Annotated in this window: 11 protein-coding genes; all 11 read left to right on the top strand. The window is 59.8% G+C overall.

Annotated elements, in window-relative coordinates; genetic code table 11:
* Positions 1–78: 78 nt before the first annotated feature.
* The 11 genes from C814_RS18430 (at position 79) to C814_RS18380 (ending at position 14,361) form a co-directional block, all read left to right on the top strand.
* A complete protein-coding gene (locus C814_RS18430; protein ID WP_016316931.1) occupies positions 79–600 on the top strand; it encodes a GNAT family N-acetyltransferase in 522 nt (173 codons plus the stop codon).
* On the top strand, positions 597–1,475 hold the full coding sequence (locus tag C814_RS18425) for a patatin-like phospholipase family protein (protein WP_016316930.1): 879 nt from the start codon (positions 597–599) through the stop codon (positions 1,473–1,475). The genes C814_RS18430 and C814_RS18425 overlap by 4 nt, the downstream gene beginning before the upstream one ends.
* Before the next feature lie 297 nt (positions 1,476–1,772).
* Entirely contained in the window at positions 1,773–3,119 is a 1,347-nt protein-coding gene (gene rpoN, locus C814_RS18420; protein WP_016316929.1) for an RNA polymerase factor sigma-54, read from the top strand.
* A 173-nt stretch (positions 3,120–3,292) separates the two neighbouring features.
* Complete coding sequence (locus tag C814_RS18415; RefSeq protein WP_016316928.1) at positions 3,293–4,738, top strand: carbon starvation CstA family protein; 1,446 nt, start codon at positions 3,293–3,295, stop codon at positions 4,736–4,738.
* Positions 4,739–5,049: 311 nt separating this feature from the next.
* On the top strand, positions 5,050–7,140 hold the full coding sequence (locus C814_RS18410) for an ATP-dependent helicase (RefSeq protein WP_016316927.1): 2,091 nt from the start codon (positions 5,050–5,052) through the stop codon (positions 7,138–7,140).
* Between the two features lie 2 nt (positions 7,141–7,142).
* The gene (locus C814_RS18405; protein WP_016316926.1) at positions 7,143–7,607 is read left to right on the top strand and encodes a hypothetical protein; all 465 of its coding nucleotides are present in this window, start codon (positions 7,143–7,145) and stop codon (positions 7,605–7,607) included.
* Positions 7,608–7,985: 378 nt separating this feature from the next.
* Positions 7,986–9,110, top strand: coding sequence for an exonuclease SbcCD subunit D (locus C814_RS18400; RefSeq protein WP_016316925.1), 1,125 nt, complete (start codon positions 7,986–7,988; stop codon positions 9,108–9,110).
* Positions 9,107–12,142 (top strand): AAA family ATPase, encoded by a 3,036-nt coding sequence (locus C814_RS18395; RefSeq protein ID WP_016316924.1) that lies wholly within the window; start codon positions 9,107–9,109, stop codon positions 12,140–12,142. The genes C814_RS18400 and C814_RS18395 overlap by 4 nt, the downstream gene beginning before the upstream one ends.
* A 139-nt stretch (positions 12,143–12,281) precedes the next feature.
* A complete protein-coding gene (locus C814_RS18390) occupies positions 12,282–12,650 on the top strand; it encodes a CidA/LrgA family protein (RefSeq protein ID WP_016316923.1) in 369 nt (122 codons plus the stop codon).
* Complete coding sequence (locus C814_RS18385; RefSeq protein ID WP_016316922.1) at positions 12,643–13,323, top strand: LrgB family protein; 681 nt, start codon at positions 12,643–12,645, stop codon at positions 13,321–13,323. The genes C814_RS18390 and C814_RS18385 overlap by 8 nt, the downstream gene beginning before the upstream one ends.
* Before the next feature lie 183 nt (positions 13,324–13,506).
* Complete coding sequence (locus tag C814_RS18380) at positions 13,507–14,361, top strand: YitT family protein (protein WP_016316921.1); 855 nt, start codon at positions 13,507–13,509, stop codon at positions 14,359–14,361.
* The last annotated feature ends 189 nt before the right edge of the window (positions 14,362–14,550 follow it).

Below are 14,550 nucleotides of genomic sequence, written 5' to 3'. Positions count from 1 at the left end.
ATGCAAAATCGACAGTTTTAATAGTATTTTCTGCCGGCGGGGCGTTGACCGCAATGCTGCCAGCGTGGTAAGATAAAAATGTTTGCTGGGAGGAGTGCTTTTTTACAAGGAGGGGTAACCCTGATCGAAATTTATGAGGAGACTGGTGATCGCTGGGTACACCGGGAACTGCTCCTGCTGGCGGATCCAGACGAGGGGATGGTAAACCGCTATCTGGCACAGGGGTTCCAGCTGGTCGCGCGGGTGGATGGACAGATCGCCGGTGAGGTGGTCATGGTCCCCGCAGAAAATGGTTGGGAGCTGAAAAACCTTGCGGTTTTGCCCGCATTTCAGAAAGCCGGAGTTGGCCGCGCATTGGTGGAAGCGGCGGTCGCGCGGGTGCCGGAGGGGGTTGTCTGGGTCGGCACCGGCAACTCCAGCCTGTGGGTGCTCCGGTTTTATGAACGGTGTGGGTTCCGGCGGAGCCATGTGCTGAAAAATTTTTTTGTGGAAAACTATCCCCAACCAATCTTCGAAGACGGTGTCCCGTGTACAGATATGATCTATCTGCGGCTTGAGAAGGGCGGGAAGGATTTAAAAACAGGGGGAATGTTTGAATGAAAACCGGGCTGGTGCTCGAAGGGGGCGGGATGCGCGGCATTTATACCAACGGCGTGCTCGACTGCCTGATGGATAACGGGTTTTATTCCGACTATGTGATCGGGGTGTCGGCGGGTGCGTGCGGCGGGGTTTCGTATGTGTCGGGACAACGCGGACGCAGTAAGCGGATCAACCTCGGCTATCTCGATGATAAACGGTATCTGGGGCTGGAAAGCCTGAGGAAAACCGGCTCAATGTTCGGGATGGATTTCCTGTTCGAGGAAATCCCCAACCGGCTTGACCCGTTTGATTATGCGGCATTCCTCGCATCCCCGATTGCATTTGTCGCGGGCGTTACCGATGTGGAGACCGGGAAACCCGCCTATTTCGGCAAGGAGGCCATGAACGGCACAAGCGTTGTTCTGCGGGCTTCTTCGGCCATACCGGTCTTTTCACCTGCGGTAGAGATCAACGGGCGGCGGTATCTTGATGGCGGTACCTCTGATCCGATTCCGGTGAAAAAGGCGCTGGAGGATGGATGCGACCGGCTGGTTGTCGTATTGACCCGGGACCGCTCCTACCAGAAGCAGCCCGAGAAGCTGCGGGTGGCCTACCGCCGGGTGTTTCGGGATGCCCCTAAAATGATCGAAGCACTCGACCGGCGGCATGAAATCTACAACGAGACACTCGATTTTCTGCGCGGGCTGGAGCGCAGAGGGATTGCGCAGGTCATCGCACCCGGGCGTCCGGTACAGGTTGGGCGGTTCGAGCGGGACCCTCTCAGGCTCAATGCCCTTTATAAAACCGGAATGCTGGATGCACAAAAGTTTCTTTCCCGCATCGGATGGGAGCGTCCCACGGCCAGCCCGGTTCCGCAGGCAGCAGGAGAAAACTGATGCGGGGAGCCTCTTCTGGATTCAAGATTCGTCCGATTTTTCCGCGGGAAACAGCCTTAGCGGGGCAGCTCCTTTTCAGGTCAGATGCGGGGATTACAGAATAGAATCCTGCGTTTGGGAGATTTTGTCGAATATGGACAGGTCGTGCTTGTCTTCTGCCCGGAATTCTGCTATAATCAAATCATCAGGAGACCGTTTTCCGGAACCTTCCAAAGGGAGGGAGTCAGGAAGATTGAAACAGGATAGGCCGGTTTGGCCGGCTGGTGATAGAAGCGGAAACGAACGGGAGGTGGCGGTATGGAACTTGGCCTGAAAATAACGCAAAATCAGGTGCTGGCGCCGCAGATGGAACAATCGGTGCGTATCTTGCAGATGGACAGCGCACAGCTTAGCGAGTATCTCAAGGAGGTCATGCTGGAAAACCCGGTGGCCGAACTGGAACCGCCTCGTGCGCCCGAAAAGAAAAAGGATCTCGCGCTGCGGAAGCTCGAATGGCTCGAGAGCCAGACAGTGCGGGAAAAAGAGAATGTCGGTTATTACGATGAGGAGGAAGCGGATTCCCCCATCGAAAAAACGGTCGCAGCCCCTACCGACCGAAGCCTCGCCGACCATCTGCTCACCCAGATCGGGATGGCCCGGGCAGAGCCGGCAGTCGCGGCGTCCGCGCGGTTCGTGGTGGGATTTGTGGATGAGAACGGTTATCTGACAGCCGATCTGGAGGAGATTGCACAGGAGGGAAACCTTTCTGCGGAGCAGTCGGAAAAGGGGCTTTCCCTGGTGCAGAACCTCGACCCGTCGGGGGTGGGGGCGCGAGACCTGACCGAATGCCTGCTGTTGCAGCTCGACCCCGAGGACAGGCTGGCCCGGCAGATTGCGCAGGAATTTTTGCAGGAGATCGCGAAAAAGAACTATCCGGGGCTTGCCCGGCAGCTCGGCGTCCCGGAGGAGGAAGCGGAGCAGGCGGTGCGCCGCATCCGCAAGCTCAACCCCAAGCCCGGCGCACTTTATGGGCGGCACACGCCTCCTGCCTATATCACGCCGGATGTGGTGGTTACCAACTTTGGGGACCGGTATAATGTCATGCTCTGCGAGTTCGGGTACCCCGAAATCCGTCTCAGCCCCAGCTATCTGAAGATGGCCAGGGAGACCGATGACCCGGAGGTTTCCTCCTATATCAACAACAAGGTCAGCCAGATCAACTGGGTGATCAAATGCATCGAAAACCGGAACAAGACGCTGCTGGAGGTTTCCAAGGCGATCGTAAAGCGGCAGGAGCGTTTTTTCCGCTACGGGCCGCAGTATCTCAATATCCTGCGGATGCGGGAGATCGCAGAGATGGTCGGGATGCATGAATCGACAGTCAGCCGCGCGGTGCGGGACAAGTATCTCCAATGTGCACACGGGGTTTATCCTTTGCGGTATTTCTTTGTAAAGGGGATAGAGGGGGACGGCGGAGAAGGCGCGAGTTCCCACGAGGTCAAGGCGAGAATACGGCAGATTATCGAGCAGGAGGACTCCCAGAAACCGCTCAGTGACCAGAAAATAGCGGATCAGCTTTCCGAGGAGGGGATGTCGATTTCCCGCCGGACGGTCACCAAATACCGGGAGGGGCTGGGAATTCCACGGTCCGGGGACCGAAAGTAAAAAATCCAACAACCATCGGGCGGGATGTCCGATGGTTTTTATTTTAGATGCATAATATAGAAAAAATTTATGTCCAATTTTTCGGAAAAGACTTGCATTTTTCGTCATATTTTGTTAATATAATTTTAATAAAAGTGGGGGATTCCCCCAAGAGTAAGAGGAGGCGTTCTGGTATGATTACATTTTTGATCTGTGTTGTCCTGCTCATCGTCGGCTACATGACCTACGGCAAGTTTGTTGATAAGGTCTTTGCGCCGGATGACCGGCCAACCCCCGCGATTGCTTTGGAGGATGGCGTGGACTATGTTCCCATGGACAACAAAAAGATTTTTCTGATCCAGCTTTTGAATATCGCCGGATTGGGCCCGATCACCGGGGCGCTCCAGGGGGCGCTGTGGGGACCGGTCGTCTATTTCTGGATCGTTTTGGGGACCATTCTGGCAGGCGGTGTCCACGATTATATGACCGGTATGCTCTCGATGCGGAATTCGGGCGGCTCGATCTCGGAGATCGTAGGCCGGTATCTGGGTACCGGCATGAAGCAGGTTATGCGCGTCTTTTCGACATTCCTGCTGCTGATGGTCGGAACTGTTTTTGCGGTCGGCCCGTCCTCGCTGCTTGCGATGCTGACGCCCTCGACCCTTAACAAAAATTTCTGGCTGATCGTCATTCTGCTTTACTACTTCCTGGCAACCCTGCTCCCGATCGACAAGCTCATCGGAAAGGTCTATCCCTTCTTCGGCGTCTGCCTGATTATCATGGCGGTTGGCGTTGGCGCGGGCCTCATCATCAAAGGATATCCGCTTCCTGAGGTCTGGAGCAACATGAACAACCAGCATCCGAGCGGGACCCCCATCTGGCCGTTCATGTTTATCACGGTTGCCTGCGGCGCAATCTCCGGCTTCCATGCCACACAGTCCCCGCTGATGGCGCGCTGCCTCAAGAGCGAGCGTACTGGCCGTCAGACCTTCTACGGCGCAATGGTCGCCGAAGGGATCATCGCGATGGTGTGGGCGTCTGCGGGTGTCTGCTTCTACGAGACGACCGGCGGCCTTGCGGCGGTTCTCACCGATCCGAACATCGGGCCGAATGGCGCGGTCTATCAGATCTGCATGACCATCCTCGGGCCGGTCGGTGGCGTGCTCGCAATGATCGGCGTTATTGCCTGCCCGATTTCTTCCGGGGATACCGCATTCCGCAGCGCACGTCTGACCATCGCCGACTGGATCAAGCTCGATCAGGGTGATGTGAAAAAACGGCTTGGGTTGACCGTACCGGTTCTGGCATTTGGCGCGATCGTCGGCGGCTTTGTCGATTACACGATCGTATGGCGGTATTTCTCCTGGTCGAACCAGACCCTCGCAATGATGGCGCTCTGGGCGGCTTCGGTTTACCTCTGGACCGAGAAAAAGAACTACCTGATCTGTGCGATCCCCGCAACCTTTATGTCGGCGGTGAGCGCAACCTATTTCCTTGCCGCGCCCGAGTGCCTTGGCCTGATGAAGGCGGGTATGCTCCCGCTTGCCTATGGAATCGGTGCGTTGATTGCGGCAGTCTTTCTCGCTATCTTCCTCAAAACCACCGTATTCAGCAAAAAAGTCGGTGCGGCCCCGGCGTAACCGGCTCCCCCATCCGCCCGCTGTCCTTGGACAGCGGGCTTTTTTGCTGGCAGGGGAATGGCTGCCGGAGCGGGGAATCCACGCTTGCATTTTTATGCTGGCCTGCGAGCCTGCGCATGGCAGTCCGGCGGACATGAAAAAATCGGGTAAAATCTTGCATACCAGTCTCATTCCTGGCATCTATTTATGCATATTTTCTTAAATGATGACCATTTATTTAGACAGTATTTACAACTCTGCCTCCTCAAAAAAGAACATACTTTTGTTTTTGAGGGATTTGTGCTAAGATAAAGGGAGCGGAGGTGCGCGCAATGGAGTTTATCGAGCGGCTGAAAACGGAATACGGGATTGAGCTGAACCCCCAGCAACAGCGGGCGGCAGAGACGGTGGATGGAGCGGTCCTGCTGCTGGCGGTGCCGGGCAGCGGCAAAACCACTGTGCTGATCGCGCGGCTGGCAAACATGCTGCAAAACCATGGGATCAAGCCCCACAAGATTTTGACCATCACCTTTTCACGGCGGTCGGCAGCGGATATGCAGGAGCGGTATGCCCGGTATTTCGGGGCGGAAGGCGCGCCGAGGTTTTCGACCATTCACAGTTTCTGCTATGGGGTGGTCAAACATATCTCGACCCAATACCACCGCCCGCTTCCCCGGATGCTTCCTGACCCGTCAGATACAGTGCGGCGGCTCTACTGTGAGCTGGAGGGAGCGCGGTTCCTCGAGCGGGACCGGCTTGATGATCTGGTCAACCGGATCGGGTTTTGTAAAAACCGGTTGGCGGATGATCGGCAGATCGAAGGGATTGAGGTCGAGGGATGCGATTTCCCGCGCCTCTATCATGCCTATGAATCCTATAAAAAGGAAAACCATCTGATGGACTATGACGACATGCTGGTGTTCACCTATGACATGTTCCGGAAGAACCCGTCGTTTCTGGCGCAGTACCACGCGGTTTACAGCCATATCAACGTGGACGAGGCACAGGACACTTCTCTGGTGCAGCACAGGATTATTCAGCAGCTCGCCCAGAAGAGCGGGAACCTCTTTCTGGTGGGAGACGAGGACCAGAGCATCTATGGGTTCCGGGGCGCGTTCCCGGATGCCCTGCTGCGGTTCGAGGAGGACCATCCTGGTGCGCTTGTGCTCAAGATGGAGCGGAACTACCGCTCGACCGGCGAGATCGTCAAAGCGGCCAACCGCCTGATCCGGCAGAACACCGCCCGGATCGACAAGCAGATGACCGCCGGGGAGGAATCCGGCGTCCCGGTGCGGGTGGAGCCGGTCAGGCTGCCGTCCGAGCAGTACCCCAAGCTGACCGAATGGCTGGCAGGCGGGACAGGCAGTGCCGCAGTCCTCTACCGGTACAACGAAAGTGCGATCCCGCTGGTGGACGCGCTTTCGGCCGCAGGGATCAAATTCTGCCTGAAGGACACCCGGGAAGCCTTTTTCCAGACTGTACATGTCCGGGATATGACCGCGTTTTTAAAGCTCGCAGTGGACCCCACCGACTTCGACAGCTTCGCGCAGATCTACAACAAGACCTGCGCCTACTTTAACCGCTCGGTGCTGGATTTTGTCTCCCGTACCCATCCACAAGGCGCGGATGTGTTTGAAACCCTCAAACGGTGCCCGGCTGCGGAGCCGGGAAAAACGGCCTCTCTGCGCAGCCAGCTCGAACGCCTCCGGGGGCTTCCGCCGGTTACCGCGCTCAACCTGCTCGGGGAACTGACCACCCGCTCCTATTTTGAGTCGGACACCGCGTTCCAGCGGCTGACCCTGCTCAAGAGCATCGCTGCCCGTCAAAAAACGGTGGAGGAGCTGCTCAACCGGCTGGAGGAATTGCAGGGGATCGTGCGGGAAACCCCAGGGTCAGGGGAGGCGGTGACCCTCTCCACCATCCATTCAAGCAAGGGGCTGGAATATGACCGCGTCCTGCTGGTCGACCTCATTGACGGGCAGTTCCCTTCTAAAGCGGCAGTCGAGCGGCTGGAACAGAAGGAGGACCGGACTGCCTACGAGGAAGAGGTGCGGCTCTGCTATGTGGCGGCGACTCGTGCCCGGCGGGAACTCTGCCTGCTGGGGTTTGAGGAGGGGAACCGCACCTGCCGTCCATCTCGGTTTGTGCGCCTGCTGACCGCTGATCCCAAACCAAAACCGCAGCCAGATAGAGCCGGGAATCCGGCGCTGGAGACAGTGCGCCAGGAGATACAGGGCTATTATCCGGTCACCCGGCCGGAGGAGCTTGAGGTCGGGACGGTGGTGCTGCACGAGGTGTTCGGGCCCGGGAGGGTGATCCGCATGGATGGCGGTATGATCTCCTGGTTCGACGGGGTGGTGACCAAGCGTTTTTCGGTGCAGGCATGCATCAAAAAAGGGAACCTTTTCCTGAAGGAGCAATGAAGATGGGGCGGATCAAACAGCGGTACGCGCGGCTCAAAATCCTGGACCGGCTTTTTCTGGCGGGATACGGGGTGGCCCTGTGCGCCGGGATTGCGGCCTGTATTTCGGCGGGCCTGCGGGTGCCCGGCCTGCGGGTCCCGGCAGGGATGGTCCTGCTGCTCCTTTCGGCCAGTCTCACCACCCTCTGGACCCTAGGCCGGTTCGCATTCAGGGCGGCGGTCGCGGTGCTCGTTATTGGGTTGGCGGTCAGCGGCGGGCTGCTCGGTGGGATGGGGCTGCTGATCGGATTCCTGCGGATCGCCGGAATCCCGTTTGAGCAGCTCCGGTTCGGTCCTGCGGTGCTCTTTTTCGGGTTGGATGCAGCCTGTCTGGTCGTTTTCCTGCTCCGTCGGGACTGCTTTGGGGACCCTGCGCCCGAAAAGGAAGAGGAACCCTCCCCGGAGTGGGAGCTGCCGGAAGATTTTTAATCAGCCCTCTTTTTTCACCGGCTACAATCTGTTATAATCGAGATACCTGAAAAGAACCATGGTGCGTCCGATTTTTCGATCCGGGTGCTTTCGGGATTTGCTTTGTATGTAAGAAACCCGTATTCACAACCATTTGACACCGGTCTGAGCGGGTCTTTTGCCGGCCTGCCGCGTTGGAAAATCTTGCAATACACAAAGGATTGTCTGCGTTTTTTCGCCTCGCAGGGCAGCAAAATTCCTTGCCCATCCGGCACCCTCTGATTATGAATACAGGTTCTGAACATTTGCCTGAAACCGAACGAGCTGCCCACCCTGGCTCCGGCCCTTTGCGTCGGGGGCTGCGCTGCCCTGGTTAAGGCAAGGAAAGTGACGGTAAAAATGAAGATTCTGCATACTTCAGACTGGCATCTGGGCATCTCTCTGCATGGTGTGTCCCTGTTGGAGGACCAGCGGGAGATGGTTGCCTGTCTGCTGGAATCGGTGCGTGCCGAGCAGGTGGATGCGGTGGTGATCGCGGGGGATATCTTTGACCATGCGGTAGCCCGTCCCGATGCGATCGACCTGTACAACGATGCCATGACCGCCCTCTGCCGGGACTGCAGCCTCCCGGTACTGCTGATCCCGGGCAACCACGACGGTGCTGCGAGGCTTTCGGCGTGCAGTGCGCTCCTGCAGGATGCAGGACTGCATATCGCTGGACGGTTGGAGCAGGCGTTTGAGCCGGTGGTGCTGGGGGATGCGGCATTTTTTTTGCTGCCTTATTTCAACATTGAGCAGGTGCGGCAGCTCTTCCCGGAGGAGACGGTCCGCAGCTATTCCGATGCGATGGCCGTGGTCGTCCGGCAGATGCGGGAGCGGTTTGTTCCCGGACGGCGGCAGATCCTGGTGGCGCACTGCTTCGCTGCCGGTTCCCAGCTCTCGGAAAGCGACCGCACCGCGCTGGTCGGCGGGAGCAGCCAGATCGCGTGCGAGGCGTTTGATGGGTTCGATTATGTTGCGCTCGGGCATCTGCACCGCGCACAGGAACCGGGCGGCAGCCTGCGGTACAGCGGCTCTCCTTGGTGCTACTCCTTTTCCGAAGCGGGGCAGGGCAAATCCTTCACCCTGTTGGAGACCGAAACCCTCGTCCGGCGGGAACTTCCGGTGCATACCAGCCGGATGCTGCGGGTTTGCAAGGGGGAGCTTGCGTCACTGCAATTTGCGTGCGGGTTTGACCCGCACCGGGAGGATTATCTCAAGATCGAACTGACCGACGCACCCGCCGGCCTGGAGACGCTTGAATATTTCCGGGAACGGTACCCCAATCTGCTCCTGTTGACCGGGGTCAGCCCGCAGCCCGATACGGGAGCCGACAGTTTGACGGTCGAACAGCTTTCGGAGCTTGGCCCGGAGGAGCTTTTGCAGCATTTCTGCGTGGAGGTTGGCGGGGAACCGCTCACAGAGGAACAGCTCGGGTGGTTCCGGGAGGCGGCCGAACAGGCGGATAAGGAGGCGGTGCAATGATCCCGGTGCGGTTGGAACTGGAAGGCTTTGGGCCGTATGTCGAGCGGCAGGAGATCGACTTTACCCGCTTCTTCGCAACCGGCCTGGTGCTGATCCGCGGGGAAACTGGTGCAGGAAAGACTGTCCTGCTCGATGCGATGACCTATGCGCTCTACGGGCGGAGCAGCGGCGGGACCCGGGGCGATTTCGCCGACCTGCGCAGCCTGCTGATGCCGCCCGATGCCCCGACGCGGGTGACTTTTGAGTTCGATGTGCGGGGCAGGCGGTACCGGTTCGCCCGGTGGCTCCGGGTGCGCAAAAAACGGACCGGCGCCTATGAATACCTGCCCGCGCAGGATGCATTTTTCCTCAGCCCAAACGGTACCTTCACCACCTTCTTTGAAAATCCGCGCCAGCGGGATGTCGAAGAGAAGGCCCGTGAACTGATCGGCCTGAACTGCGAACAGTTCTGTCAGGTGATGATCCTGCCGCAGGGGCAGTTTGAGCGGCTGCTGGTCGCCAAGAGTGAGGAGAAAGAGGCGGTGCTGGTCAGCCTGTTCCATGCGGAGCGGTGGCAGCGGATCGCAGAACAGGTCTGTATGTGGGCAAACGGGCTGCGTCAGAGGCTGGATCAGGAAAAGGCGGCGGTTCAGGCCTTGCTCGACGGGCAGGGCTGTGCGGATGCGGACACGCTGTCGGACAAACTGAAGCAGACCTGTGAACAGCTCGCGGGACAGGCCGCCCGGCGGCAGGCGGCATCCGATACCCTCGATCTGAAACGGCGGGTGTTCGAGGAGGAAACCCGTATTTTTGGCCTGTTTGAAGAGCGGCGCACTGTACAGGGGGAGCGGGAGCGTCTGGAGAACCGCGCTCCCCTGATGCGGGAAAAACAGGAGCGGATCAGCGCGGCGCGGCGTGCGGTACAGGCGGAAGGGGCCTGCGCGCATGCAGCGGCAGCAGCAGCCGAACTGGAACGCCGTCAGGCTGCTGTACAGCAGGCGGAAAAGCAGCTTGCGAAAACACGGCAGGCGCTGCTGACGGCAGCCGGTGCACTCGAAGCCTGTGAGCGGGAGGAGCCGTTCCATGCGGCGGATCAGGCGCGTCTTGCGCGCCTGGAAACCCTGCGGGAGAGTTACCGTCTGCTTGGGGAAGCGGCGCACACGAAGGATCAGTCGGACGCCCTCTGGGCACGCGCGGTCAGATCCGCGGACGGTGCACGCGCACATCTGGAAGCATGCAGGAGCCGGAAAGAAAGGTTGGAAGCCGAGCGGATACGTATTTTCGAAGGGTACAGCGCCCGTCTGCCCGCCCTGCGGGAGGAGCTGGCACAGCTCGAACGGATTGCACAGGCGCAGGAACGGTTCGGACAGGCGGCTGCAAAAGCGGAAGCCTGCCAGGTACAGTATGCGGCGCTGTTGGCCGGACGCGCAGCCAAACAGGCGGCGCGCGAGGAGGCAAGAGGCAGGCGGGAAGAGTTGGGGCGCCGGTACCTGCAAAATGCGGCGGCGGCGCTGGCGGCGTCCCTCTCGGAAGGAATGCCATGTCCGGTCTGCGGCGGGACCCACCATCCATCCCTGGCGACTGCGGCGGGGGATGCGGTCAGCGATGCCCGGATCGCTGCGGCGGATCGTGCGGTCACACAGGCGGAGCGGGCATATGATCTTCATGAGGCCGAACTGACAAAGGCAGAAGCCGGGATGCAGGCAGCCCGGGAACTGGCGGAATCGCTGCGGGCGGAATGTGGGCCAATCCCCGCGCAGCTCGCCGGACAGCTTGAAGCGGTCAGGCGGTCGGTGCGGGAGGCACAGGAGCAGGATGCACACGCGGCAGAGGTCGCGGCGGAGCTGGAACAGGCGGTATCCGCGCTCGAGCAGGCACAGGACCTGGCAGTGCAGGAGGCGTCTGCACTCGAGCAGACGGTATGCGGGCGTCAGAAGGCGCACGCGCGGTACGAAGCGCTTGCTGTCCAACTGGATCCGGAACTACCCGACTATGCCGCATTGGAGGCCGCCCTGAAAGCGGTCAGGGAGCGGTGCGCCGCTTATGAGGCGGGTTTGAAACGGGCGCGGGCGGACGAAAGCGCTGCCCGGCTTGCAGAAGGGGCAGCCCGGACAGCGGCAGAACACACCATGGCAGAGCTGGAGCGGTGCCGCGCGGCATATGCGCAGGCGCAGGAGGGGATGCGGCAAGCGCTCGATTGCGCCGGATTCCGGACCTCGGAGGAGGTCGCTGCGGCAGTTCTGCCGCCCGAAACGGTCTCGGCATGGGAACAGGAGGTCGTGGAAAACCGCGCCCGACTGGAGGCGGCTTCCCGGCAGATGGATGTGCTGGATGGACAGCTTGCGGGCCGGAGCCTCCCGGATCTGGCCAGGTCGGGACAGGAGATTGCTGCGCTCGAGAAGCAAAAGGCCGAGTTGGACGCCCGGTGGGGCGCGCTCCGGGAAATGTGCGAGCGGCTGAAGCAGCTCGAACGGGACTGCCGTGCCCGGCAGCAGGCACTCGATGCCCGGCGGGCCGAGTGCGACCGGCTGACCGCGTTCGGCAAACTGCTGCGCGGGGACAACGGGGTCAGCCTGCGGCGGTATCTGCTCGGGGTGATGCTCTCGTCGATCACCGCCGAAGCCAACCGGCTGCTCAAAAATGTGCATGGCGGGCGGTACCAGCTGTTCCGCACCGCGGAAGGGTTGGGGCGCTCCCGCAAGGCTGGGCTGGATCTCGAGGTATTCGACGCACATGCGGGCGGGCGCCGGGGGGTGTCCAGCCTTTCGGGCGGGGAGAAGTTCCTCGTTTCGCTCGCGCTTGCGCTCGGGCTTTCGGCGGTGGTGCAGGCGCAGTCGGGCGGCATCCGGATGGACGCCATGTTCATCGACGAGGGGTTCGGCTCGCTCGACCCCAGGTCGATTGCGGATGCGCTCGATGTGCTCGCGTCGGTGCGCGGCTCCCGGCGGCTGGTCGGGATTATCTCCCATGTTGAGGCATTGCGGGAGAGTATCGAAGCGTCGGTGGAGGTGGTCAAAGGCCGGACGGGAAGCCGCCTGAAGCTCCATAGTTAAAGGCAGTGCAGGCGTGGCGGCAACGGCGTCCTCGCGAGCGCGTTTTACAGGTGAAAAACCCCTTCCCAAAGGCATACAGCCGCGTTAAAGGACTGTTTTTTCACGCATGAATCTATAAAGAAGAAGGTCAGACAACACTATGAAAATCATCACACAAATCGGCGTCCTGTTTGGCGTCTGCCTCGGTGGGGTCGGTATTTCCGCAATCCTGCCATTCCCTTTCCCAGCAAGCGTTTCGGCGATGCTCCTGCTGTTTGCACTCCTGCTTTGCAGGGTGGTAAAGCCTGGGCAGATCGACGAGATCGCCGGATTCTTGACCAAAAATATGGCGATCCTCTTTCTGCCGGCTGCGGTGGGCATCATTGAGAGCCTCGACATTCTGCGGGACAGCGGTATCCAGATTCTAATAATCTGTCTGGTAAGCACCCTGCTGACCTTTGGTGTGACCGCGACGGTCGTTTCCCTGCTGATGCGGCTTGCCGACAGAAAGGAGCGTCAGGATGGTTAATCAGCTTGTATCCAGCCCGCTGTTCGGGATCGTGCTGTGTGTGGTGACCTTCTGGGTCGGTACACGGGTCAACCAGTGGCTGCGCACCCCGGTCGCAAACCCGCTGCTTATCGCGATCCTGCTTTGTTCGGTGGTTCTGCTGGCCTTCCGCATCCCGCTCGAACAGTTTAACATTGGCGGCGAAATCATCAATATGCTGGTCGGCCCTGCGACCGCAGCTCTCGCCCTCTCGATCTACCACCAGAGAAAGGTGCTGGGCAAGTATTTCCTGCCGATCGTGGTGGGGAGTTTTGCGGGAGCGGCTACCTCGTTGGCAAGTGTTGCGCTGCTCTGCCGTTTGTTCCGCCTTGATGAGGTGATCCTCTCCTCGCTCCTGCCCAAGTCGGTTACCACCGCGATCGCCCTCGAAATTTCGGCAGGGCGGGGTGGCATCGGGTCGGTCACCATCCTGGCAGTGCTGATTACAGGGGTGTCCGGGGCAGTGTTTGCCCCGCTTATGATCCGGCTGTTCCGGGTCAAAAATCCGGTGGCGCAGGGGGTCGCAATCGGGACATGCAGCCATGCGGTCGGCACCAGCAAGGCGATCGAGCTGGGCGAGCTTCAGGGCGCGATGAGTGGAATCGCGATCGGGGTTGCGGGCTTGATGACCGTCCTGATTACCCTGCTGTTCTGACCCGTTCAGTGGAGCGGTGCCCCGCCCCGGAAGACTGCTTTGCGGGAGCGCTGCCGCTGCGCGCATATGGCACCGGGGTGCTGTCCCCCGCTCTGCCGCCAAAGCGGCGTGTAGGCCAACCGGTTTTTGCGCCGGGACGGAGTTTTTTAGGTACTTACAGCCTGTCTTGAAAGGAGCGTTCCCATGAACCAGACGGTTCAAACCGAAGTTAAGCGTTATCTCTTCATGGTGGTGGGGTGTTTTTCCTACGCCCTGGCCTTCAACCTGTTTTTGATCCCGAACAATGTTGTCACCGGCGGCGTCACAGGCCTTTCCACACTGGTCAACATTCTGTGCGGCGGGGCGGTGGGGGTCGGTATCATCAGCATTGCGTTCAACCTGCCGATCCTCCTGCTTGGCCTGCGCTCGCAGGGGCTGACCTTTATCCTGCGGTGTTTTCTGACCATCGCGGTGCTGGGACTGTTCCTCGACGGGATGAATGGCCTGCCGGTGATTACCGATGACCCTCTGATGGCCTCGATCTACGGCGGCATTGCGCAGGGAATCGGGATCGGGCTGTTCTGCCGGTACAACGTCTCCTCGGGCGGCACAGAGCTGCTTGCGCGGGTATTGATGCCGCTGTTTCCGGGCATCTCGCTGGCAAACCTGCTCGCAGTGCTCGACGGTGCAATCGTCCTGATCGGCAGTCTGGTGCTCGGCAATCCCGAAAACGTCCTGCGCGCGCTGATCGTGATCTATCTTTCCTCCAAGGTGAGCGACCTGATTATCACCGGCCTGGACTACGCCAAGATGGTCCATATCATTACCGAGAAGCCGGAGGAGGTCGCGGACGCGCTGCTCAAAAGCTCGCCCCGCGGTGTGACCGAGATCAGCGGCCGCGGGATGTATACCCGTTCGCGCAAAAATGTGCTGATGACGGTCGTGAAAAAACAGCAGCTTCTCCAGCTGCGGCGGGTGGTCAGCGAGGCCGACCCGACCGCGTTTATCATCGTTTCGGATACGACTGAGGTGCTTGGGAAAGGGTGGAAACAGCTGTAAGAGCCCGAATTTACAACCATTCGCCACCGTCTGAGCAGGCCCTTTGCTTGGGGCAAAGGGCGCTTTTTACCTATTCTTTATCCAAAAGTTTCGTCCACCTTTTCAAAGGTGGCGGGGTCGAGGGGCAGTGAGGCCCCGGAAGTTTGGGTTCCAGCCCAAACTTCCGGGGCGCAAGCGCCCTTCTTCGGG

It is taken from the genome of Anaerotruncus sp. G3(2012), assembly GCF_000403395.2.
Classification (GTDB): Bacteria; Bacillota; Clostridia; order Oscillospirales; family Ruminococcaceae; genus Anaerotruncus.
The sequence above is the reverse complement of the archived record's forward strand: the minus strand, read 5'-3'. Positions and strand labels throughout refer to the sequence as shown.

Excerpts from the sequence above, each read along its gene's own strand:
- C814_RS18430 (WP_016316931.1), top strand. The coding sequence starts at position 79 with ATGTTTGCTGGGAGGAGTGCTTTTTTACAAGGAGGGGTAACCCTGATC.
- C814_RS18425 (WP_016316930.1), top strand. The coding sequence starts at position 597 with ATGAAAACCGGGCTGGTGCTCGAAGGGGGCGGGATGCGCGGCATTTAT.
- rpoN (WP_016316929.1), top strand. The coding sequence starts at position 1,773 with ATGGAACTTGGCCTGAAAATAACGCAAAATCAGGTGCTGGCGCCGCAG.
- C814_RS18415 (WP_016316928.1), top strand. The coding sequence starts at position 3,293 with ATGATTACATTTTTGATCTGTGTTGTCCTGCTCATCGTCGGCTACATG.
- C814_RS18410 (WP_016316927.1), top strand. The coding sequence starts at position 5,050 with ATGGAGTTTATCGAGCGGCTGAAAACGGAATACGGGATTGAGCTGAAC.
- C814_RS18405 (WP_016316926.1), top strand. The coding sequence starts at position 7,143 with ATGGGGCGGATCAAACAGCGGTACGCGCGGCTCAAAATCCTGGACCGG.
- C814_RS18400 (WP_016316925.1), top strand. The coding sequence starts at position 7,986 with ATGAAGATTCTGCATACTTCAGACTGGCATCTGGGCATCTCTCTGCAT.
- C814_RS18395 (WP_016316924.1), top strand. The coding sequence starts at position 9,107 with ATGATCCCGGTGCGGTTGGAACTGGAAGGCTTTGGGCCGTATGTCGAG.
- C814_RS18390 (WP_016316923.1), top strand. The coding sequence starts at position 12,282 with ATGAAAATCATCACACAAATCGGCGTCCTGTTTGGCGTCTGCCTCGGT.
- C814_RS18385 (WP_016316922.1), top strand. The coding sequence starts at position 12,643 with ATGGTTAATCAGCTTGTATCCAGCCCGCTGTTCGGGATCGTGCTGTGT.
- C814_RS18380 (WP_016316921.1), top strand. The coding sequence starts at position 13,507 with ATGAACCAGACGGTTCAAACCGAAGTTAAGCGTTATCTCTTCATGGTG.